Consider the following 20,043-nt stretch of genomic DNA (forward strand, 5'->3'; position numbering starts at 1 on the left):
CGAGGATCGCGATGGGATGCGGCGGCCGGCGTTCCGACGCCGCCTGCTGAGACGGGGCGGTCGGGTGGTGCCGCGGAGACGTGCCGCGACACCACCCCTCTGGTGGGCCTAGGCGGACATGAGCTGCTGCACCGCCTGACCGGCCTGCTTCATGGCATCCTTCGGCGACGCGCTGCCGATGAGGACCGCCTGCACCTGGTTGGCGATCTCGGTCTCCATCTGCGCGTACTGCGGGAACTTCCAGAGCGGCTCGGCCGATGCGTTGACCGTGACCCGCTTCGTGAAATCGCTGATGAACGTGTCCTTCGCGATCTCACCGGAGCCCAGCGCCGCTTTGGTCGTCGGCGGAAGGCCGAGCTTCGCGAAGTAGTCGAGCGTCTGTGTCTTGTCGCTGGTCAGCCACTGCGCGAACTGCCCTGCGGTGTCGGCGCCGTCGCCGTCCACGACGGTCACCAGGTGACCCCACAGCACCTCGACCGGGGTGTCGCCCTTGGCGAGCACCGGCCGTGCCATGGAGGACATCTTGCCGGCGAGGTCCTTGTCAGGGGATGACGCGACGACACCCGCCTTCCCCACAGGAGCGTCGTCGTAGATCGCGGTCTTGCCCTGTGCGAAGAGCGTGCGTGCGGCGGCACGATCCACATCGGGCGCGATGAGGCCGTCGTCGTAGAGCTTCTTGTACCAGGTGACCGCCTTCACGGATGCCGCGTCGCCGATCGTGCACTCCTTGCCGTCGATGAGCGGCGAGCCGAAGGTCTGCATCCACACGAGGATGTCCTTCAGCTGCGCCGCCTTCGTCGATGCCGCATAAGGGATGAGGCCGCCGCCGAGCGCCTTCAGCGACCGCAGCTGATCCTCGAAAGCGTCGATGGTCGTCGCCGGAGTGGTGATGCCCGCCTTCTGCAGCAGCTCGGTGTTGGTGATCAGCCCGATCGCGGCGATGGTCCATGGGAGGCCGATCTGCTTTCCGCCGACCTGGCCCGCCTTGAGCGCTGCATCCGTGTAGCCGCGGCCGGTCGCAAGGTCGGACAGGTCGCGCAGCTTGCCGAGTGCCGCGAATCCGGATGCCCACGCGACGTCGAGCTGGGCTGCACCGGCGAACTGTCCGCCGCGCACCTGGAGGGTGAGCTGGTTCAGGTAGTCGTTGTAGTCGTAGCTCGGCGTCTTGACCGTGACGCCCTTCTTCTGGCCGAACGAATCGACCGCCGCGCCGAGGGTCGGCTTCGTGGCCGCCTCCGACATCCCCCACGAGGCGAACGAGAAGTCCGTCGCCTTGCCCGCGCTCGCCGAGCTGCCTGCGGAGGCACCGTTGCCGTCCGAACTGCAGCCGGCCACCGTGCCCGCGAGCGCAAGGCCGCCGAGGCCGACGGCAGCGAAGCGGAAGACGTCACGTCTGCTGATGTCTCTGGTCATGATTCTCCTTCGAATGGAATGTGGTGCTGGTGTTTCTCTGGTGGTCCCGCGAGGTCGGGATGCGCCTCGAGACGGATGTCAGCCCTTGACCGCTCCGGCGGTGACCCCGCCGACGAGGAAGCGCTGAAGGGCGATGAACGCCACGCTGACGGGCACGGAGACGAGCAGGGATGCCGCCATCAGCGCCGGCCAGGCGGTGCTCGACTCGGTGATGAACATGTTCACGAGGCCGGGTGGAAGGGTCTGCTTGTCCGGTCCCGCCAAGGTGAGCGCGAACATGAAGTCGTTCCAGCCGCGCACGAAGGCGAACAGCCCGGATGCCACGAGACCGGGCGCGGCGAGCGGCAGGATCACGGAGTGGAACGTGCGCCACGGCCCGGCGCCGTCGATCTTCGCCGCCTCGATCAGATCGTCTGGCAGGGCGTCGAAGAATCCCTTCAGCATCCATACGCAGAGCGGAAGCGTGAAGGTCGTGAACGAGAGGATGAGCGCGAAGTACGTGTTCAGAAGGTGGAACTGAGCGAACACCACGTACAGCGTCACCAGCAGCAGCGCCTGCGGGAACATCTGGCTCGAGAGCACGAAGTACATCAGCGACTTGCGGCCGCGGAACCGGAATTTCGAGAACGCGTAGCCCATGTACATCGAGATGCCCACCGACAGCACGGCCGTGATGACCGAGACGATCACGCTGTTCTGCAGGTAACGGAAGATCGCCGGGGTCCGGAAGATCGTGACGTAGTTGTCGAACGTGATCTGGGTGGGGAACAGCCGTGGCGGATAGCTGAACGCCTGCGTGCTCGGCGTGAGCGAGGTCACGACGAGCCAGTACAGAGGGAGAAACGCGAACAGCACCAGCACGGCGAGCGCGATCCAGGTGCCCCAGCGCGGGCGTCGCCGCTGACGGCGGCGTCCCTCCCTGGTCGCGTGCGCGGCGTCCACGCCGGTCGCCTCCACGTCGAGCGCCGTCATCGTGCCTTCTCCTTCTTCTCGCCGCGCTCGCTGAACGTCACATAGACGACGACAAGCACCATGAGCAGCACCATCCACAGCAGGCCGAGCGCGCCGGCGTGACCGAGGTCGTATCCCTTGAACGCGGTGTCGTACACCTGGGTCGCGAAGGTCTGGGTGGTTCCCGCGGGTCCGCCGCCGGTGAGCACGAAGATCGTGTCGAAGTGCTGGAAGTTCCAGATGAACTCCAGCAGCACGACGAGGCCGGCCACCCCGCTGATGTGCGGCCAGGTGACGGTGAAGAACCGGCGGACGGTTCCCGCGCCGTCCATGGCGGCTGCCTCGTGGAGCTCGCCGGGAACGGTCTGCAGGCCGGCAAGGATCATGACCATCATCCAGGGGAACGAGTTCCACGACTTCGCGATGATCAGGGCACCACGCGCCGATCCGGTGTTGAACAACCAGGCGATCGGGTGGTCGATGATGTGCAGCTCCTGGAGGATGCCGTTCAGAACCCCGTAGTTGGCGTCGAAGATCCACATCCAGAGGAACGAGACGACGACGCCCGGAACCAGCCACGGGATGAGGAACGCGCCGCGCAAGACGGTGCGACCGCGGAAGCGCTGGTTGAGCACCAGGGCCAGGGCCATGCCGAGCAGGAACGACAACAGTGTCGATCCGACGGTGAAGATGAGCGTCTGTCCGAGCAGCTGGCCGAAGTCGTCCTTCAGCACGTCGACGATGTTCGCGAAACCGACGAACGTCGCTCCCGGAAACACGAGGCTCTCCTTGAAGAAGGCCGAGACCAGCGACCGCACGAGCGGATAGAGCACCACAGCGAGCAGAAGCACGACCCCTGGCAGCAGCAGGAGGAAGACGAAGCTCTTCTCGCCGAGCCGCTTCCCGCGTCCGCCGTGCGGGTCGGCTGGCGGTCGCGTCGGCTGCGTTCGCTGCCTCAAGTCGGTCGTCGTCATGGGGCTCCTCATACGCCGTCGTGTGCTGCGGGCCAACGTACCATCAAGCAGGCATCAATTACCACTCACCGGTAATCACACATCGATGAGCGGCACTCAATGCCCTCTTCGTGGCCACATGACGGCGATGGGCGGGTATCCTGTGCATCGGTGCACGGCGTGGATGCCGTCCAGAAGTCGGCGAAAGCGAGCAGCGGTGAGCACGGAGATACACCAGAGCATTCAGCGTGCGGCCTCGGTGCTCGACGCACTCGGGGCGTCCGAGACCGGGCAGCTGCGGGCATCCGACATCGGACGCACCATCGGCCTCGGTCCTTCGACCACAGCCCGGCTGCTCACCACGCTGGAAGAACTCGGCTACGTGCGCAAAGAGCCCGACGGTCAGCTGTACTCGATCGGAACGGCCATCTTCGCGCTCGCCACGCACGGGCTGAACCAGATCCCGGTACACCGCGAATCGCGCGCCGCCGCTCAGGAGCTCGCGCACAAGGTGGGACTGAGCGTCAACGTCGGCGTGCGCGACGGCACCTCCGTGATGTACCTCTGCCACTTCGAGGGTGCCAAGGCCTCCAAGTCGCACACGATGGTCGGCCTTCGGCAGCCGCTGCACGCCTCAGCGCTCGGCAAGTGTCTTCTCCTCGATCTCTTCGAGGAGGAGCGCATCGAGCTTCTCGGCACGGAGCTGCCGCGCTACACCGCCAACACGATCACCGATCACGGTGCCCTGACGAAGGAGCTCGCCCGCTCCGCCGACCGGGGAACGTGCCTCGAGGATCAGGAGCTCGCGTTGGGCCGGCTGTGCATCGCGGCACCGATCCGCAACGCCAGCGGCAAGGTGGTCGCCGCTCTCTCCATCTCCGGCCGCATGACGGTGATGCGCGACAGCGACCTCGATTCGCTGTCCGAGGAGGCCATCGAGACCGCCGACCGCATCAGCGTCGGCCTTGGTCTCATCTCCGCGATTCCGGCATAGGGCCGACAGCCCCTGCTCGCGTGCACCGGCGCACGAGCAGGCACAGGAGCAGACACCGGCACCGGCACAGGCGCGCGCGATGATTCAATGACTCAGATGCCCAGCGCGAGATATCTGTCGGTCGCCGTGCCGCTGCGCCTTGCCAGCGCCGGCACCGCCGCCGCGCTTCCCGTGCTCGCGGTGCAGCAAATGCACAGCGTTGCGATCGGCGGCGGCCTGGTCGCGGCATCCCTGGCACCCAGCGTGCTCGCCGCTCCGTTCGCCGGTGTGCTTCTCGACCGCAGTCGCCACCCCACCCGTCTCATGGTGCTGTCCGGGCTCGTCACCGCCGTTGCGTTCGCCCTCGCGGCCTTCCTCGGGCAGGTTCCGACGCCTCTCGTGGTGGTCGTCCTCATCGTCGCCGGCGCCGTCACCCCGTTCTTCATGGGCGGCATGTCGAGCTTCGTCACGGATGCCATCCCCGGTCCGGCCGAGCGTGCATTCGGCGCCGACGCCCTCGCGTACAACATCGGCAGCGTCGCGGGTCCTGCCATCGCGGCCGCCGCGATCACACTCGGCTCCGGCCGGATCGCGATGCTCGTCCTCGCCGCGATCGCCGCCGTCGGCACCCTCGCATGCCTTCTGCTGGAGCTGCCGCCGCACCCCGAGCATCCGGATCGGTCCAGCGTGCTCCGCGAGATCGCGCGGGGATCCCGCTTCATCGCCACCCATCGTCCGCTCGCGGTCGTGACCGCGTCGGGCACGCTCAATCAGCTCGGCCAAGGGGCGCTGCCCATCGCCGCCATCGGGATCGCTCTCACGACGACGCGGCACGAGAGCGACGCGGCATGGGTCGTCACGTCGTTCGCGATCGGTGCGCTCGTGGGCTCGCTTGCGGTGACCGTTCGGCCGATCCGCCGCATCCCTGCCGCCGTCGTCATGGCTGCAGCCGCCGTCGTGACGGGGCTCTTGACCATCGCCGCCGGGCTCGTCCCAGGCCTGCCGGCCGCCATCGTGCTCGTCGGACTCTCCGGCATCGCCACCGGACCAGGGGTCGCCGCCATGCTCCTGCTGCGCACCCGGCACAGCCCCCGACAGCTGCGCTCTCAGGTCTTCACCGTCGCGGCCGGACTGCGCGCGACCGCCGCAGCGGTCGGCGCCGGTCTCGCCGGCCTTCTCCCGAGCGGCACCGCGGGCATGCTCCTGGCTCTGATCGGAATCTGCTGGCTCGCATCCGCTGGCATCCTCGCCCCCTACCCGCGACGACCGGCGCCCGTCGACGACTCCGTCACGCCCACCGCCGATCCGGCCGAGTGACGTCGCCACCGTCCAAACCAGGAGAGCGGATGTTCGGCAACCGTCCAAGGGATCGGTCGGCTTTCGGCGAGACTGACGCCATGGAATCCCCGGAGATCCCGCTCGAGGGAGGCAATGCCTCGTCCTTCGTCGTCCGGACGGGCGAAACCGTACGCAAGCCGTGGACGACGTCGACGGAGAGCGTCCAGCGGTTGCTGGAACATCTGCACGCGCGGGTCGGCGAGCTCGTCCCGGAGCCTCTTGGCAAGGACGCTCAAGGGCGGCAGGTTCTCGAGTTCATTCCCGGCACCGAGGCGATGGACGAACTGCCGCTCGACGCGGCGGACGTGGAACGCGTCGGAGCGAGCATCCGCAGGCTCCACGAGGCGGCGTCGTCCTTCCCCCGACGCGACACCGACAGGTGGACGACGGCGATGCGACGTCCCGGCGACGAACTCGTCTGCCACAACGACCTCGCGCCGTGGAACCTGATTCGAAGCCCTGAGCGCTGGACCTTCATCGACTGGGACGGCGCAGGCCCGACGACCGCCATCGCAGACCTCGCGTATGCGGCACGCGCGTTCGCCCAGCTCGACCAGGATCACGATCTGCACCACTCGATCCCGCTGCTCCGGGCGTTCCTCGACGGATACGGAGCATCAGCCGACGATCGCGCCAAGCTTCTGCCCTCGATGATCGAACGCGCCGAAGCGATGCGCGATCTGCTCATCGACAGCATCGACACAGGCGTCGAACCGTGGACGAGCATGGCCGTCAGCGGGCACGGCGACTACTGGACACGGGCCGCCGCGTACCTCCGTGGGAATGCTGCGGCCATCCAGAACGGAATCCGCTTCACGAGCGGATAGCCCGAACGCACACGATCCGCCGCACAGAACCGTGGCTTCGTACGGCGGATCGTGTCAAAGGGCTACGCGGTCTGCGCCTCACGCTTCGGCAGGCGCCAGTTGGGGCGCACCCAGTGGCAGGTGTACCCCTCCGGGTACTTCTGCAGATAGTCCTGGTGCTCCTCCTCGGCCTCCCAGAACTCGCCTGCCGGCACGACCTCGGTGACGACCTTGCCGGGCCAGAGACCGGAGGCATCGACATCCGCGATGGTGTCACGCGCGACCTGCTCCTGCTCCGGTGTCAGGTAGAAGATGGCCGAACGGTAACTGCGGCCGATGTCGTTGCCCTGACGGTTCCTGGTCGACGGGTCGTGGATCTGGAAGAAGAACTCCAGCAGCTCGCGATAGCTGATCACGTCAGGGTCGAAGACGATCTCCACCGACTCGGCGTGATCACCGTGATGGCGATACGTCGCGTTGGGCGTGTTCGGGTCGCCGGAATAACCCGTGCGAGTCGAGATGACGCCCGGCTTCTGACGCAGCAGCTCCTGGGCGCCCCAGAAACAACCGCCGGCGAGAATGGCTCGCTCAGTACTCATGACGTTCTTCTCCTACTTCTCGTTCTTCTCATTGTCGTCGCGGATGCCTGTGCCTGACCGAACCGCGTCATCCTGCATTCCGAAGAGGGCCGCGAACTCGCCGTAGCCCTCGCGCTCGAGGTCGGCAACCGGCACGAAGCGCAGCGCCGCCGAGTTGATGCAGTAGCGCATCCCGCCCTTGTCGATCGGACCGTCGTCGAACAGGTGACCGAGGTGGCTGTCGCCGTGCTTCGAGCGCACCTCCGTTCGCACCATGCCGAAGGTGCGGTCCTGCTTCAGCACCACGTTCTCCTGGTCGATCGGAACGGTGAAGCTCGGCCATCCGGATCCGCTGTCGTACTTGTCGGTCGAGGCGAACAGCGGCTCGCCGGAGACGACGTCGACGTAGAGGCCGGGCTCGTGGTTGTCCCAGAACTCGCCGGTGAACGCGCGCTCCGTCGCGCCGTGCTGGGTGACGTCGAACTGCTTGCGATTCAGCTGCGAGATCGCAGCCTCGTCCTTGCGGTAGTTGCTCATTGTGAACTCCTTACGAGAGGAAGAACACGGGGTTCGGGCGCGAAGTTCCCGCAGGCGCCGTCCTGGGCTGTGAGTTCGCTGTGACCGCCTTATCGCTGGTTGAGCTTGTCGAAACCAGAGGTCCGAACCGCCGGTCGAGCCTGTCGAGACCAGCTCAGCGTAGGCGGGCTTCGAGAAGTCACGGGCGGTGCGACGACGGAGAAATCGTTCCGTCTTCAGGAGAAGTCGTTCCGCGTTCAGGAGAGGAGAGGGTTCGATCGCATATCGCGGCCTGAGTGCCTCTGCTCCTGAAGACGGCGCGGGTGGCCGCGCGGGTGGACGGGGCGGGTGGACGGGGCGGGTGGGCCCGCATACACGCCACTGGCGCCACCCGTGTACAACGCGGGGCAGGCCGTATAGAACGGAACACGGAACGCGAATCGAGGGGATCACATGGGAACGCTCATCTTGAGGGTCGTCGTCGGCCTGCTGTTCATCGGCCATGGGCTGCAGAAGCTCGCGGGCCTGTTCGGCGGCGGAGGCCTCGAACAGACCGAGAAGACGATGGATGCCCTCGGCATGCATCCCGCGAAGCTTCAGGCACGTGCTGCCGGGCTGGCCGAGACGGCAGGAGGCGCCGCGCTGGCGCTGGGCGTTGCGACACCGTTCGCCTCCGCGGGACTCATCGCGACGATGATCACGGCGATCCGCAAGGTGCACGCGAAGAACGGCATCTGGAACTCGAACGGCGGCGCCGAGTTCAACGTCGTGATGATCGCGGCGGCGGCGCTGCTCGCGGAACGGCCGGGCAAGGCATCCGTCGACGGGGCGTTCGGACGCTCCAAGTGGGGGACCGGCTGGGCGATCTTCGCTCTCGTCGCCGGCGCACTCGGATCCGTGCTCGCCATCGAGGCGGGCAAGCGTCTCGCACCGCGTGACGACCTCGCGTCGCAGGACGGCCCGAGCCAGGACCTCGCCGAAGCGGCGGACTCCCCCGACGCGGACACCGAGTCCGCGGCATCGGAGGATGCCGGATCCGACGCATCCGACAGCGCCGGCGCCTGAGGAGTCGACGACTGATCCCGTCGCTGCGCGCGACTCCCTTTGTCAGTGGTCGGTGAGGAGCGGCACGTCGCCATCGGGATCCGACGCAGTGACGAAGAGGCACGTGGCGGCATCCCTTGAAGTCCGCGGCCTCGACTCCTGCGGACTCCGCGTCGGTCTAAGCCCGGAACGCCATCGCCGCCCGCGGCACCGGATGCCGCAGCTCGCCGAATCGGGCGAAATGCTCGGCGTCGCGCACCGCGGCTTCACCCAGCCGTCGCACCTCGTTGCCGAGCGACCCGGCGATGTGCGGGGTGAGCACGACGTTCGGAAGGTCGTACAGCACAGAGTCGGCGGGGAGGATCTCCGGCTCGGTCGTGTCCAGCACGGCGTTCAGACGCCCGGAGACGAGTTCCCGTTCCAGTGCGGCCGCATCGACGACACCGCCCCTCGCCGTGTTCACGAGGGTTCCGCCGTCTCTCAGGAGCGCAAGCATCCGGCCGTCGATCCCACCTCGCGTCGAAGGAAGCAGGGGCTGATGCAGCGTGACGACGTCGCTTCCCGCGAAAAGATCCGCAAGCCCGACGAGCCGCACCCCGAGCGCCTCCGCATCCGAGGGCCCGAGGTAGGGGTCGTGCAGCAGGATCTCGACATCGTGCTTGCCCAGCAGGTCGATGACGCGCCTGCCGACCATCGACGCACCGACCACGCCGACGGTGCGTCGGAAGTTCCCGACGTCGTCGCCCAGATCGTGCACGTACATCTGTCCGCGCACCTGCCGATAGCGCTCCCGCAGCGGGAGCACCTGCTTGCCGACGAGCAGGATCATCGCCACGACGAACTCGGCGACGGGGATGGCGTTGACATCCGCAGCGGAGCTGAACTGGACACCGCGATCCCATGCCGCCTCCGTCGCGAAACCACGGAGAGACCCGGCCGTGTGGATCACGGCGCGCAACGACGGCAGGAGGTCGAGCATCCGCTCATCGATCGCGGGACTCGCCCACCCCGTGATGGCCAGTTCGACTCGTTCGAGCCGGTCGATGGGCATCGTCGGCGGACGCGAGTCACCGACGGAGACGACCTCGACGGCCGCGTTCAGGCGGTCGTAGGCCTCCGGCGCGAAGAGACGCCTCCTCAGGCGATCCGAGATGAGACCGATCGCCTGAGGACGGATCCCGCTCACTTCACGCTTCCGGCGGTGAGGCCGGCCTTCCAGAATCGCTGCAGGCTCACGAACGCGATCACGAGGGGGATGATCGCCAGCAGGGAGCCGATCATCACCACGTTCACGAGCGACGGATTCTGCACCGTCGCCTGCGTGTTCCACGTGTAGAGTCCGAGGCTCACCGGGAACAGCCGATTGTCCGTCAGCATCACCAGCGGCAGCAGGAAACCGTTCCAGATCGCGGAGAACTGGAAGAGGGTGATGGTCGCGAATCCGGGAGAGAGCAGGCGAAGCCCGATCCGTCGGAAGATCTGCAGCTCGGATGCGCCGTCGACCCGCGCAGCCTCGATCACCTCGTTGGGGATGTAGCTGGCGGAGAACACCCGTGCGAGATACACGCCGAACGGGTTGACCAGCGATGGGATGAACACGGCGAGATACGTGTTCGCCAGCCCGACCTTCGATGCCAGCAGGTAGAGCGGAAGCGTTGTCGCGGCTGCCGGGACGAGCACGCCGACGAGCACCAGCCCGAAGAGCTTCTCCTTGCCCCGGAAGTGGTACTTGTCGAACGCGTATCCCGCCGCGACGCAGACGAGCGCGCAGGCCAGCGAGCCGACGCCCGCATAGAGGATCGAGTTGAGGTACCAGCGTGCGTAGATCCCGCCGTCCTGGCTGAAGAGGTCCGCGAAGTTGCCCGCCACCCGGAAGTGCGAGAACGAGAACACGTCTCCCGCGCTGATCGCAGAGGCGTTCTCGAGACCCGCGAAGAGCATCCAGAGAAGGGGGAGGAACGTGTACGCGGCCGCCAGGAACAGCACGACATTGACGGGGATGGCGGAGAACGAGAAGCGCCGCGCCGGACGGGACGACCTCGCAGATCGTCGCCGCAACGGCGTCTCCGCCACGACAGTGTTCGCGGTCATTGCGAGCTCCAGGGTTTGGCGAAACGGGTGACGAGGAATGAGAGCAGCGCGGAGAACACGGCGAGGAGCAGTGACGCGCACGCGGCGAGCGGGTAGTTGTGGCCACCGCCGAACGCCTGGGTGTAGGCATACAGATTCGGCGACCATCCGCTGGAGACGAGACCGGACGAGTACTGGTGCAGGATGAGCGGCTCCGTGAACACCTGCAGCGCGCCGACCGCGCTGAACAGCATGGCCAACCCGACGGATCCCCTGATCAGCGGAAGCTTCACGCTCACCGCAACACGGAACCCACTCGCGCCGTCGATGCGTGCGGCCTCGGTGAGCTCCTGCGGGATCGCCTGCAGCGCCGCGTAGAAGATCACCATGTTGTAGCCGAGCCCGGCCCACACACCGATGTTGGCGATGGCCGGGAACACACCGCCGGGGGTGAGGATGTTCCCCTCGACCCCCACGCTGCTCAGCGCCTTCGCGAACGGGCTGATCTGCGGAATGTACAGGTACAGCCACAGGAGGGACGCGATGATCCCCGGCACGAGATGCGGAACGAAGAGGGAGAACTGGAGGGTGCGCTTGAGCTTCGCGACGGCCGAATCCAGGAACAGCGCGACGGCCATGGCGCCGATCATGAGGACCGGCACGTAGATGAGCACGTAGATGACGATGTTCAGGTAGCCGGTGACGTACTGCGGATCGGAGAGGACCTGACCGAAGTTCGCGAGGCCGACGAAGACCTGGGTCGTGCCGCCCCCGCCGTAGAGCCCGTTCTGCTTCTCCTGGAAGAGGCTCAGATAGAAGGAGTACAGGATCGGCAGGATCGTGACGAGCGTGAAGAGCACGAAGAAGGGAAGGATCAGCACGAGGGCCGCCCTGCCGAGTCCTCGCGATCCCGGCACCCCGGGGGTGCGCGCGTGGGAGACCTTCTCCGCGGCGCGCACCTCCTGAGTCAATCGGACTGATGTCATGTCAGCCCTGCGTCACCTTCACGCCGCGGGACTTCAGCGCGTCGACCGTTGCGGTCTGCCCCGCCTCGAGACCCTTGAGGACGGATCCGCCCTTGCCGACGTTTCCGAGCGCGTCGTTCATCGCGTTGAACGCATCCGTCATGGTCGGCCCCCACGTCCACGACTTGAGCCCGTGGCCCTGCGTGTCGAACACCTTGTAGTAGTCCTGACCCTTGTAGTAGTCGGTCTTCACGTACTGCTGCGCGATCTTGTTCATCGCGGCGACCGACAGGTACGGAGACGACTGGCCGCTGCTCACGCGAGCGCGAACGGCATCCGCATTCGTGCTCATCCACGTCGCGAGCTCCGCCGACGCCGCGACGGACTTGCTGGACTTCGAGATGGCCCAGGCCGAGCCGCCGTTCATGCCGCTCGCCGGGGAACCGTTCCACGACGGAAGCGGAGCGATCTTCCACTGGCCGGACTGCGAGGGGAAGTTGGCGAGCATGTGCGCGGCGTTCCACGACGCACTGATCTGACTGATGATCGTTCCGTTAGCGATGGCCGCGTTGATGGCCTGAGTGTTGTTCGGCGTCGGCGACACGAGACCATCGGCGATCATGTTCTGCCAGAACCCGGCCACCTTCTTCGTCGGGGCGTCACCGACGTTCACGTGCCAGGAGTCTCCCTTGGTGCTGAACCACTTCGCACCCGCCTGCCAGCTGAGCGCCGACATCGTGACGCCGTCGTCGGCGACGGTGGGCGAGAGGAAGACGTTCGGATCCGCCGCCTTCAGCTTCTCCGCGTCGGCCCGGTACTCGTCCCAGGTCTTCGGCACGGTCAGCCCGTACTTGTCGAACAGGTCGGCGCGGTAGAAGAGCACCTGCACACCGAGGTCGTAGGGGATCCCGTAGGTGTGACCCCCGAGCGTTGTGAGCTGGAGGGACTGCGGGAGGAACTTCTTCTTCAGATCGGGCGTGACGTACTTGGTCACGTCCGCGATGTCGCCCTGGCTGACGAAGTCGGGCAGGAACGGATACTCCACGTTGAAGACATCCGGCCCGCTGCCGGCCTTGAAGGCGTTGAACAGCTTGGTGTAGCCGCCGTTCGTTCCGGCCGGGATCTCCGTGAACGTGACGTGGATGTCCTTGTGGGTCTTGTTGAACTCATCGATCGCCTGCTGGCTGCCGGTCGTGAACGACCAGTAGCTCAGCTCGGTCGGCTTGCCGTCGACCAGGAAGCTGGTGGGCTTGGCGCTCGAGCTCGGCGTCTCGTTCGCGCCTGCGCCGGAGCCGGAGCAGGCGGCGAGGAGCAGCGTGGCGGCGGTCGCCGCGGCCACAACGAGCGAACGGCGCAGCCGAGGGCGTCGTGCCCGACTGCCGCTTCGTTGATTCGACATTGAAACTCCGATCAGTTGACAGCCGCCAACTGCGGCGACCTCGAAACATCTTCCGAGGTCGGATGATAAATGTCAAGAACGATTGATCACGAAATGATCAACTGATCAATAATGACGACGCGCGAACGTTCAACGCCGGCAGGAGCTGAGCGTGCATCGGCGGACGCACATGATCCTCGGCGCCACCCTGCTGCGCCAACCGCTCCACCATGAGTTCGGCGGCCAGACGACCGACGGCGTACTTCGGTGGGGCGACGGCGGTCAGCGGGACGTCCGCGAGGTCAGCCGTCTCGTCGTCGTACGCCACGAAGCCGATGTCCTCGGGGATCCGCACTCCCCTGCCCTGCAGACGTTGCATGATCATCATCGCGTTCAGGTCGTTGTGCACGAGGGCCGCGAACGGGCCAGATGCGCGCAGCCGCGCCTCGAGGGCCGACGCGATCTGCTCGCCGGCTGCTGGATCCTTTTCCGGCGGCACCGACTGGATGATCGCCGTCGGATCCAGGGTGAGCCCGAGCTGAGCCACGGCCGCTTCATAGCCGACTCGGAGCTGCACCGACGTCGGCGTCGGCTGCATGACGAGCGCCATGTCGCGCCATCCCTGCTCGTGCAGATGGGTGATCGCCAGGCGTGCGCCGTAGGCGTGATCGGAGCGCACGTGATCGAACCTCTCAACGCGGCTGCCGATCTTGCCGAAACGCTCCACCAGCACGATGGGAACCTTCAGCGCCAGGAGCTCCGCGGCGGCCACGTCGTCCGCGCTCCCGTCGGGCCAGTTGGGAGTGGCGATGATCCCGTTGACCTTGGCATCCAGCAGCGATCGCAGCTGCGGCGGATCCTCTTCCGCCCGGTCGTTCGACACTCCGAGCACGACTCGACCGCCGGCACGCGCGACCACGGCGCCGATGGCTCTGATGACGTCGCCGTAGTAGTACGCCGTCCTCGGCACGAGGACCCCGACCGCGAACGCGGGCGGCGAGGGATGCGAGTCATCCCGCGCCTGCAGCGCCGCACTGGCGCCCTTGAGCGACATCACGCGGCCGTGGGCCCTTGCGATGCGCCCTTCGACGGCGAGCTCCGCGACGTCCCTGCGGACCGTGACGGGCGAGATGTCGAGCTCCTCCGCGAGGTCTGCCGTGCGCATCGCGCCGCGCTGCTCGAGCAACGCGACGATGCGGTCATGGCGGCTCGTTACGTCGATGCGCATGGGTCCTCCCGATCCGTGCCGCTAGCATCCTCCCACTCGGCCGAGCGGGGGCTCCCGCACGCCGAAAAGGCGGATGGAGATCGACACGGGCCCCGATCGAGCATATATTGATCATTCGTTCATTTCGATCGAAATTCGATCTGTGCCGTTGATCCGTCTACGCGACCGTGCTCTCAGGGTCCGCGCGCGATGGATCTGGCTCCACGGATCCCTCTTCACGTAAGGAGTCCCATGCGCCGTCCGACTGCCTTCCTGGCGATGAGCCGCGACCGTTACGAGGATGTCTGCTCCCCCGCCGATCACGAAGCTCTGCGCGAACGGTTCTCCCTGATCGGGCCGTTCGAGACCACGCCGACAATCGAGGAGATCCGGGAGGGCATCGGCGACTCCACCGTGCTCTTCACCAGCTGGGGAACCCCGTCGATCGATCGCGAGACGCTCGAGCGCGCCCCGGAACTCCGCGCCATCGCGCACGCGGCCGGCAGCGTGAAGCACCTCGTACCGCCGGAGGTCTTCGACCGCGGAATCGGCGTGTTCTCCGCGGGCATCAGGATCGCCGACTCGGTCGCCGAGTACTGCCTTGCCGCCATGCTGACGCTCGCACGGCGGCTGCCGGCGCTCGACGCCCGAATGCGCGCGGGCTCGTGGGGCTCGAACGGGGAGCGCGGACGCGAGCTCCGCGGCTCCACCATCGGTATCGTCGGGGCCAGCTCCACGGCGCGGTCGCTGATCTCCCTCCTCAAGCCGTTCGATGCGCGCATCCGGGTCTTCGACCCCTACCTCGCCCCGTCTCGAGCAGAGGCGCTCGGCGTCGAACTCGCCGGCCTCGAGTCGGTCATGCAGGCCGAATTCGTGTCCCTTCACGTTCCGTCCACGCCCGAGACGGAGGGCATGGTCACTGCGGATCTGCTCGACGGGCTTCCCCAAGGCGGCGTGTTGGTCAACTCGTCACGCGGAACCGTCGTCGACCAGGACGCCCTGCTCGAGCGCATCGCCGATGGCCGCATCCGTGCCGCGCTCGACGTGTTCGAACAGGAGCCGTTCGGGCTCCCGCACGAGCTCGTCGACATCCGATCATCGATCTTCACCCCGCATGTCGCCGGCGACACCTACGACGGCCACCGGGCGCTCCTCGGTGTCGTGGCAGCGGATGCCGCCGAGTGGCTCGCGTCCGGCGCCTCGGTGCGGACCCTGGTGGACGCGCAGCGCTGGGCGGTCAGCGCATGAGCGAGCGGATCTCGCGGGTCGAGGTCTTCCACGCGAACGTTCCGTTCCGGCACGATTTCACGCTGGGCAGCGGAACGGTCGGGAGCGGATCAGAGCCCGGCGACGTCGTCTTCGTGCGAATCGAGACCAACTCCGGTGCCGTGGGCTGGGGCGAGCAGCGCGCCCTGCCGATCTGGAGCTACGAGACCGCCGAGACGATCGTCTCCGTCATCGAGAACAACCTGGCGCCGCTCGTGATCGGAACCGATCCGTTCGACGTCGAGCGGTTCCACGCCGCGGCGGATCGGGTGCTCAAGCCGTCCGTCTCCAACGGATTCCCGTTCGCCAGGGCCGCTGTCGACATCGCCCTGCACGACCTGGCCGGGATCATCGCGGGCGTACCGGTGCACAGGCTGCTCGGCGGGGCGATCGTCGAAAGGCTGCCGCTCTGCTCGGCGATCGGCGCGGCATCCCCCGACCACATGGCGGCACGCGCGACCGAGAGCGGCGCGTATCCGGCCTACAAGCTGAAGATCACCGGCGATCCCGGGCTCGACGCGCAGCGGATCCGCCGTGTCGTCGAGGTCACCGGCGACAAGCCGATCTGGCTCGACGCGAACCAGGCGTATCGCCCCATGGCGTACCGACGTCTCGTGTCCGCCCTCGCCGATCTGCCGACGATCGTGGTCGCTGAGCAGCCCGTGCCGAGCCCCGACTGGTTCGGGCTGCGGGCGGCACGGGAGAGCACCGCCCTGCCTCTGGCGGTCGACGAGGGATGTTTCACGGCGACCGATCTGGCGAAGCTCGGCGCTCTCGCCCGACCGGATGCCGTCGTGCTCAAGGTGTGCAAGTCCGGCGGCCTGCGGCGCCTGCTCTCCACGGCATCCGTGGCCAAGGCGAACGGGATCGAGCTTCTCGGCAGCGGTCTGACCGATTGCGGGATCGCCTTCGCGGCCGGCGTCCACGTGCTGTCGACTCTCGAGCTGTCGCTTCCCGCCGAGCTCAACGGCCCCGAGCTTCTCGACGAGCTGTTCGTCGACGGACTCGACCTCCGGGACGGCAGCGTTGCCGTGCCCTCCGCGCCCGGGCTGGGCGTGACGGTCGACGAAGACGCGATCCGGGAGGCGTCCCGTGCCCGCTGACGCGGACGGCCACCTCGACGACCGACACCGCGAGCCCGACTGGAATCCCGCGTGGCTCGTCTTCACCAAGCCATGGCCGCGCCTTGACGGCGCACAGCTCGGGTCGCTCGTGGCGTCCTTGGGATTCGACGCGATCGAGCTGCCGGTGCGCGACGGATTCCAGGTCGAGCCGGCGAGCGTGGCGTCGCTGTCCGGATTCGGCGGGATCCTCGCCGACTCGGGTGTGGGCATCCGCAGCGTTGCGGCGGAGCCGACGCGTGGTGTCGTCGAAGCGTGCGCGGAGGCCGGCGTCGGCATGATCCGCATCATGGGCGAGATCGGGCCGTCCGGTTATGCGGCGGGAGAAGACCGTCTGCGCGCCCTACTGGACGGCATCCTTCCTGCGCTGGAGGAATTCGATGTGGCGATCGGCATCCAGCCTCATCACGGCAGGTACATCTCTACCGCCGCCGGGTTGCGTCGTGTCATCGAGGACTACCCGCCGAACAGAGTGACGGCGGTCTGGGACGCCGCCCACAACGCGCTCTCGGGCGAAGACGTCGACCTCTCGCTGGAGCAGCTCGACGGCCGCCTCGGCCTGATCAACCTCAAGGATGCGACCTACGACTCCGTCCCGGCTCCTTCCGGGTCGGGCCGCAACCAGGTCACGCGCACACGTTTCGTACCGGGCGGGCAGGGAATGGCCGATTGGCCGGCGACCTTCTCCGCGCTGGAACGTCTCGGGTATCGCGGTGATGTCTGCCTCACCGCGCAGTACGACGACCTCGATCGTCCGCTCGCAGACGTGCTGAGGGAGGACCTGCGGCGCGCTCGCAGCGCCGTTGCCGCGCAGACTGCCAACTGAGCCGGACGTCGGAATCCGCGAAGGTCGGACTCCGACGCTCAGAGCGAACCGGTACGTCAGTTGGTTGCCTGAGGCAACCAACTGACGTACCGTTGAGGCATGACCCCACACGACACGACGGCCGAGCCCGAGCACGAGCTGCTCGCGGCGCTGACGCTGCTCGTCGCCAACTGGGCATCCGTCGCCGTGCAGGATGCCATCGCCCACCGTGCAGGGGTCGCCGTCGATCCCGCAGACGTGCAGCCGCTCTACACGCTCGGCCAGACCGGTCCGCAGCGCGCCAGCACGCTCGCCGCGACGCTTCGCCTGAGCCGGCCGACCATGAGCAAGCAACTGCGGCGGTTGACGGACGCCGGGTTCGTCATCCGCTCGGCCGACTCCGACGACGGTCGGGCCTCGATCGTCGCGCTGTCGCCTTCGGGAGCGGATGCCTACGACCGGCTCGTGCGCGAAGGCATCGCGATCGTGCGGCGAGCGCTCGCCGAGTGGGACGCAGCCGGAACGGATTCGTTCGCCCGCGACCTGTCCCGCTTCGTCGCGGCGCTCGCGGTCGACGACGCCGACGACGAACAAGGGTGATGGCACCACCGCGGCGCCCGATGCACCCGAACGCCGGTCTGCACACGGGTGCACAGGATCGTCCGGGTGCATCCGGGGCGATCCGGCTTCGCGAGGGGAGACTTCGGCGGCATCCGCCGCAGTGAGAAGAGGAAGAGGTAACACATGGCTCGCACATACGTGGTCACGGGTTCCGCATCCGGAATCGGTGCGACGACGGCGCGCATCCTGGTCGAGCGGGGCGAACGCGTGATCGGCGTCGATCTGAAGAACGCCGACGTGGAGGCCGACCTGTCGACGGCTGAAGGGCGAGCGGATGCTGCTGCCCGCGCCATCGAGGCGGCCGGCGGCACCATCGACGCCGTCATCGCCTGCGCCGGCATCTCGGCGCCGATCCCGAAGACGATCTCGGTGAACTTCTTCGGGGTCACGGAATTCATCACGGCTCTGCTCCCCGCGCTGCAGAAGTCGGACGCGCCACGCGCCGCCGTCGTCTCGTCGATGGCATCGCTGCAGCCGAACTCGAAGGAGATGGTGGAGGCCGCGCTGGCCGGGGACGAGGCATCCGCTCTCGCCATCGCTGAGACTCTGACGGCGCAGGGACCCGAGGTCGGATACCTGGTGTATCCGTCGTCGAAGCGCGCGCTCGCCAGGTGGGTGCGCAGGGAGTCCATCACCTCTGCGTGGGCCGGGGCGGGCATCCCGCTGAACGCCGTCGCGCCCGGAACCGTCGTCACGCCGATGACCGCCGACCTGCTCGCCACGCCGGAGGGTGCCGCGATGGTCGATGCCGCCGTGCCGATGCCGCTGAACCACCACCAGCTTCCGGAGTCGATCGCGAACCTCCTGATCTGGCTCGCGAGCCCGGAGAATACGCACATGGCCGGCCAGGTGATCTACGACGACGGCGGAGCGGATGCCACTCTGCGCGGCGACGACATCTGGTCGTGGGCCGACCAGGCGTGAGCTTCCGCCCATCCCCGCCCACATCCGCGTAGTACCTCGTAGTGCCGCGCCACCTTTTCGCTATCGCGCCACCTTTCTGGCGCGATAGCGAGAACCTGGCGCGGTTGCGGGTGCGCCCGCTCGGCACTCTGTGCGGACTCGCAGCCGTTCGCGGCTTGTCGCCGCTATCTCTCGACGAGGCGCCGGTGAGACTGACGGAATGTCTGCCCATCGGCTCCGCCCCTCACCGCTCGTCTCCGTTCCGCGCGGTGCGCTCGTGATCGCCCTCGTGCTGTGGGCTGCCACGTTCGCACTCGGCTTCGCCGCGAAGGCTGCGAGCGGATGGCTGACGTCCCAGCTCGTGGTGGATCGCGCCCTGAACGATGCGCACGCCCCGGCCCTGGACGCCATCGCCAAGGCGTTGGATCACCTGGACTCGGTCACCGTCGTCGCCGTGTGCCTGGTGATCGCCGCCGTGCTCGTCGGGCTCTTCGTGTCGTGGGCTCGGGCGCTCGCGGCAGTCGTCATCGCCGGTGGCGGATGGGTGCTGTGCCTCATCCCGAAGGCCGTCGTCGGCGAGCCCCGTCCACCGCTGGATGCCGTCGCCCACCTTCTGCACGTCTCCCCCGCGACCCTGAGCTATCCGAGCGGGCACACCGTGTTCGCCGTCACGCTCTCGGCGGCGGTTCTCATGGTGTGCCGCGGACGCTTGACGCGGATCATCGTGCTCGTGGTCGGCATCGTGTTCGTCGCGGTGACCGCATGGTCGCGCCTCTACGTCGGCGCCCACTACCCCACCGACATCCTTGGGGCTCTGCTCGCCGGAGCCGGCGGCGCACTGCTCGTGGCCTGGCTCTGGAATCTCGTGGTCGGGCGCATACTCGCCCGGCGCCGCCCGGATCCCGCGGGCTCCGGCACCGCCGACACCGTCGCCGCCCAGGCCTGACGGTGCGCGCATGCGGCGCGGGATGCAAGACTCTTCCCAGAGCGCGGTCGCGTGCCGGACGCCAGGCACCGCATTCGGCGCCTTCGAAGCGTTCGCTGTCGATTGCCCGAATGTGACCTGAACGGGGACTTGCGCATCGGCGCAATTCGAGTTTGTGACCGCGCGCCGTCCCACGCTAGCGTCGTCGTG

The 20,043-nt window shown here is 67.5% G+C and carries 20 protein-coding genes; 10 read left to right on the plus strand and 10 right to left on the minus strand.

The genetic code is table 11. The annotated features are described in order from the left end of the window. Window positions 1-108: 108 nt before the first annotated feature. From ACX9R5_RS01325 to ACX9R5_RS01335, 3 genes are all read right to left on the minus strand, one after another. Window positions 109-1,413, minus strand: a complete 1,305-nt coding sequence (locus tag ACX9R5_RS01325) for an extracellular solute-binding protein (protein WP_459407209.1) — start codon at window positions 1,411-1,413, stop codon at window positions 109-111. A 78-nt stretch (window positions 1,414-1,491) separates the two neighbouring features. Then, on the minus strand, window positions 1,492-2,385 hold the full coding sequence (locus tag ACX9R5_RS01330) for a carbohydrate ABC transporter permease (protein ID WP_459407210.1): 894 nt from the start codon (window positions 2,383-2,385) through the stop codon (window positions 1,492-1,494). After that, window positions 2,382-3,338, minus strand: coding sequence for a carbohydrate ABC transporter permease (locus ACX9R5_RS01335; protein ID WP_459407211.1), 957 nt, complete (start codon window positions 3,336-3,338; stop codon window positions 2,382-2,384). Before ACX9R5_RS01335 ends, ACX9R5_RS01330 begins: the two co-directional genes overlap by 4 nt. 196 nt (window positions 3,339-3,534) lie before the next feature. Here ACX9R5_RS01335 and ACX9R5_RS01340 point away from each other — a divergent pair, with 196 nt between their 5' ends. The 3 genes from ACX9R5_RS01340 to ACX9R5_RS01350 all read left to right on the plus strand — a co-directional run bounded on the left by ACX9R5_RS01340 (window position 3,535) and on the right by ACX9R5_RS01350 (window position 6,455). Further along, complete coding sequence (locus ACX9R5_RS01340; RefSeq protein ID WP_459407212.1) at window positions 3,535-4,311, plus strand: IclR family transcriptional regulator; 777 nt, start codon at window positions 3,535-3,537, stop codon at window positions 4,309-4,311. Between the two features lie 96 nt (window positions 4,312-4,407). Continuing rightward, a complete protein-coding gene (locus ACX9R5_RS01345) occupies window positions 4,408-5,607 on the plus strand; it encodes an MFS transporter (protein ID WP_459407213.1) in 1,200 nt (399 codons plus the stop codon). A gap of 80 nt (window positions 5,608-5,687) precedes the next feature. Further along, entirely contained in the window at window positions 5,688-6,455 is a 768-nt protein-coding gene (locus ACX9R5_RS01350) for a phosphotransferase (protein WP_459407214.1), read from the plus strand. Window positions 6,456-6,517: 62 nt separating this feature from the next. On the opposite strand, the gene msrA is transcribed toward ACX9R5_RS01350, so the two are convergent. Beyond that, entirely contained in the window at window positions 6,518-7,033 is a 516-nt protein-coding gene (gene msrA / locus ACX9R5_RS01355) for a peptide-methionine (S)-S-oxide reductase MsrA (protein ID WP_459407215.1), read from the minus strand. A 12-nt stretch (window positions 7,034-7,045) separates the two neighbouring features. Next, window positions 7,046-7,549 (minus strand): peptide-methionine (R)-S-oxide reductase MsrB, encoded by a 504-nt coding sequence (gene msrB, locus ACX9R5_RS01360; RefSeq protein WP_459407216.1) that lies wholly within the window; start codon window positions 7,547-7,549, stop codon window positions 7,046-7,048. Window positions 7,550-7,981: 432 nt separating this feature from the next. On the opposite strand from msrB, the gene ACX9R5_RS01365 reads away from it, so the two are divergent. After that, the gene (locus tag ACX9R5_RS01365) at window positions 7,982-8,593 is read left to right on the plus strand and encodes a DoxX family protein (protein WP_459407217.1); all 612 of its coding nucleotides are present in this window, start codon (window positions 7,982-7,984) and stop codon (window positions 8,591-8,593) included. A gap of 157 nt (window positions 8,594-8,750) precedes the next feature. Here the strand turns inward: ACX9R5_RS01365 and ACX9R5_RS01370 are convergent, their stop codons facing one another. The 5 genes from ACX9R5_RS01370 to ACX9R5_RS01390 form a co-directional block, all read right to left on the minus strand. Continuing rightward, complete coding sequence (locus tag ACX9R5_RS01370; protein WP_459407218.1) at window positions 8,751-9,758, minus strand: hydroxyacid dehydrogenase; 1,008 nt, start codon at window positions 9,756-9,758, stop codon at window positions 8,751-8,753. Continuing rightward, a complete protein-coding gene (locus tag ACX9R5_RS01375; protein ID WP_459407219.1) occupies window positions 9,755-10,663 on the minus strand; it encodes a carbohydrate ABC transporter permease in 909 nt (302 codons plus the stop codon). Before ACX9R5_RS01375 ends, ACX9R5_RS01370 begins: the two co-directional genes overlap by 4 nt. Beyond that, window positions 10,660-11,628: a carbohydrate ABC transporter permease gene (locus tag ACX9R5_RS01380; protein WP_459407220.1), complete on the minus strand. Its 969-nt coding sequence runs from the start codon at window positions 11,626-11,628 to the stop codon at window positions 10,660-10,662. Before ACX9R5_RS01380 ends, ACX9R5_RS01375 begins: the two co-directional genes overlap by 4 nt. A 1-nt stretch (window position 11,629) precedes the next feature. Next, window positions 11,630-13,006 carry an ABC transporter substrate-binding protein gene (locus ACX9R5_RS01385; protein WP_459407221.1) on the minus strand — a complete coding sequence of 459 codons (1,377 nt, stop codon included), beginning with the start codon at window positions 13,004-13,006 and terminating at the stop codon, window positions 11,630-11,632. A 97-nt stretch (window positions 13,007-13,103) separates the two neighbouring features. After that, on the minus strand, window positions 13,104-14,213 hold the full coding sequence (locus tag ACX9R5_RS01390) for a substrate-binding domain-containing protein (protein ID WP_459407222.1): 1,110 nt from the start codon (window positions 14,211-14,213) through the stop codon (window positions 13,104-13,106). A gap of 231 nt (window positions 14,214-14,444) precedes the next feature. On the opposite strand from ACX9R5_RS01390, the gene ACX9R5_RS01395 reads away from it, so the two are divergent. From ACX9R5_RS01395 to ACX9R5_RS01420, 6 genes are all read left to right on the plus strand, one after another. Beyond that, entirely contained in the window at window positions 14,445-15,440 is a 996-nt protein-coding gene (locus tag ACX9R5_RS01395; protein WP_459407223.1) for a hydroxyacid dehydrogenase, read from the plus strand. Continuing rightward, complete coding sequence (locus tag ACX9R5_RS01400; RefSeq protein ID WP_459407224.1) at window positions 15,437-16,561, plus strand: mandelate racemase/muconate lactonizing enzyme family protein; 1,125 nt, start codon at window positions 15,437-15,439, stop codon at window positions 16,559-16,561. Before ACX9R5_RS01395 ends, ACX9R5_RS01400 begins: the two co-directional genes overlap by 4 nt. Next, entirely contained in the window at window positions 16,551-17,405 is an 855-nt protein-coding gene (locus ACX9R5_RS01405; RefSeq protein ID WP_459407225.1) for a sugar phosphate isomerase/epimerase family protein, read from the plus strand. Before ACX9R5_RS01400 ends, ACX9R5_RS01405 begins: the two co-directional genes overlap by 11 nt. A 99-nt stretch (window positions 17,406-17,504) precedes the next feature. Further along, the gene (locus ACX9R5_RS01410; RefSeq protein WP_459407226.1) at window positions 17,505-17,984 is read left to right on the plus strand and encodes a MarR family winged helix-turn-helix transcriptional regulator; all 480 of its coding nucleotides are present in this window, start codon (window positions 17,505-17,507) and stop codon (window positions 17,982-17,984) included. 144 nt (window positions 17,985-18,128) lie between these two features. Next, window positions 18,129-18,929 carry an SDR family oxidoreductase gene (locus ACX9R5_RS01415; protein WP_459407227.1) on the plus strand — a complete coding sequence of 267 codons (801 nt, stop codon included), beginning with the start codon at window positions 18,129-18,131 and terminating at the stop codon, window positions 18,927-18,929. A 199-nt stretch (window positions 18,930-19,128) separates the two neighbouring features. Next, complete coding sequence (locus ACX9R5_RS01420) at window positions 19,129-19,854, plus strand: phosphatase PAP2 family protein (RefSeq protein WP_459407228.1); 726 nt, start codon at window positions 19,129-19,131, stop codon at window positions 19,852-19,854. The last annotated feature ends 189 nt before the right edge of the window (window positions 19,855-20,043 follow it).

The sequence above is a fragment of the Rathayibacter sp. CAU 1779 genome (genome assembly GCF_054551755.1).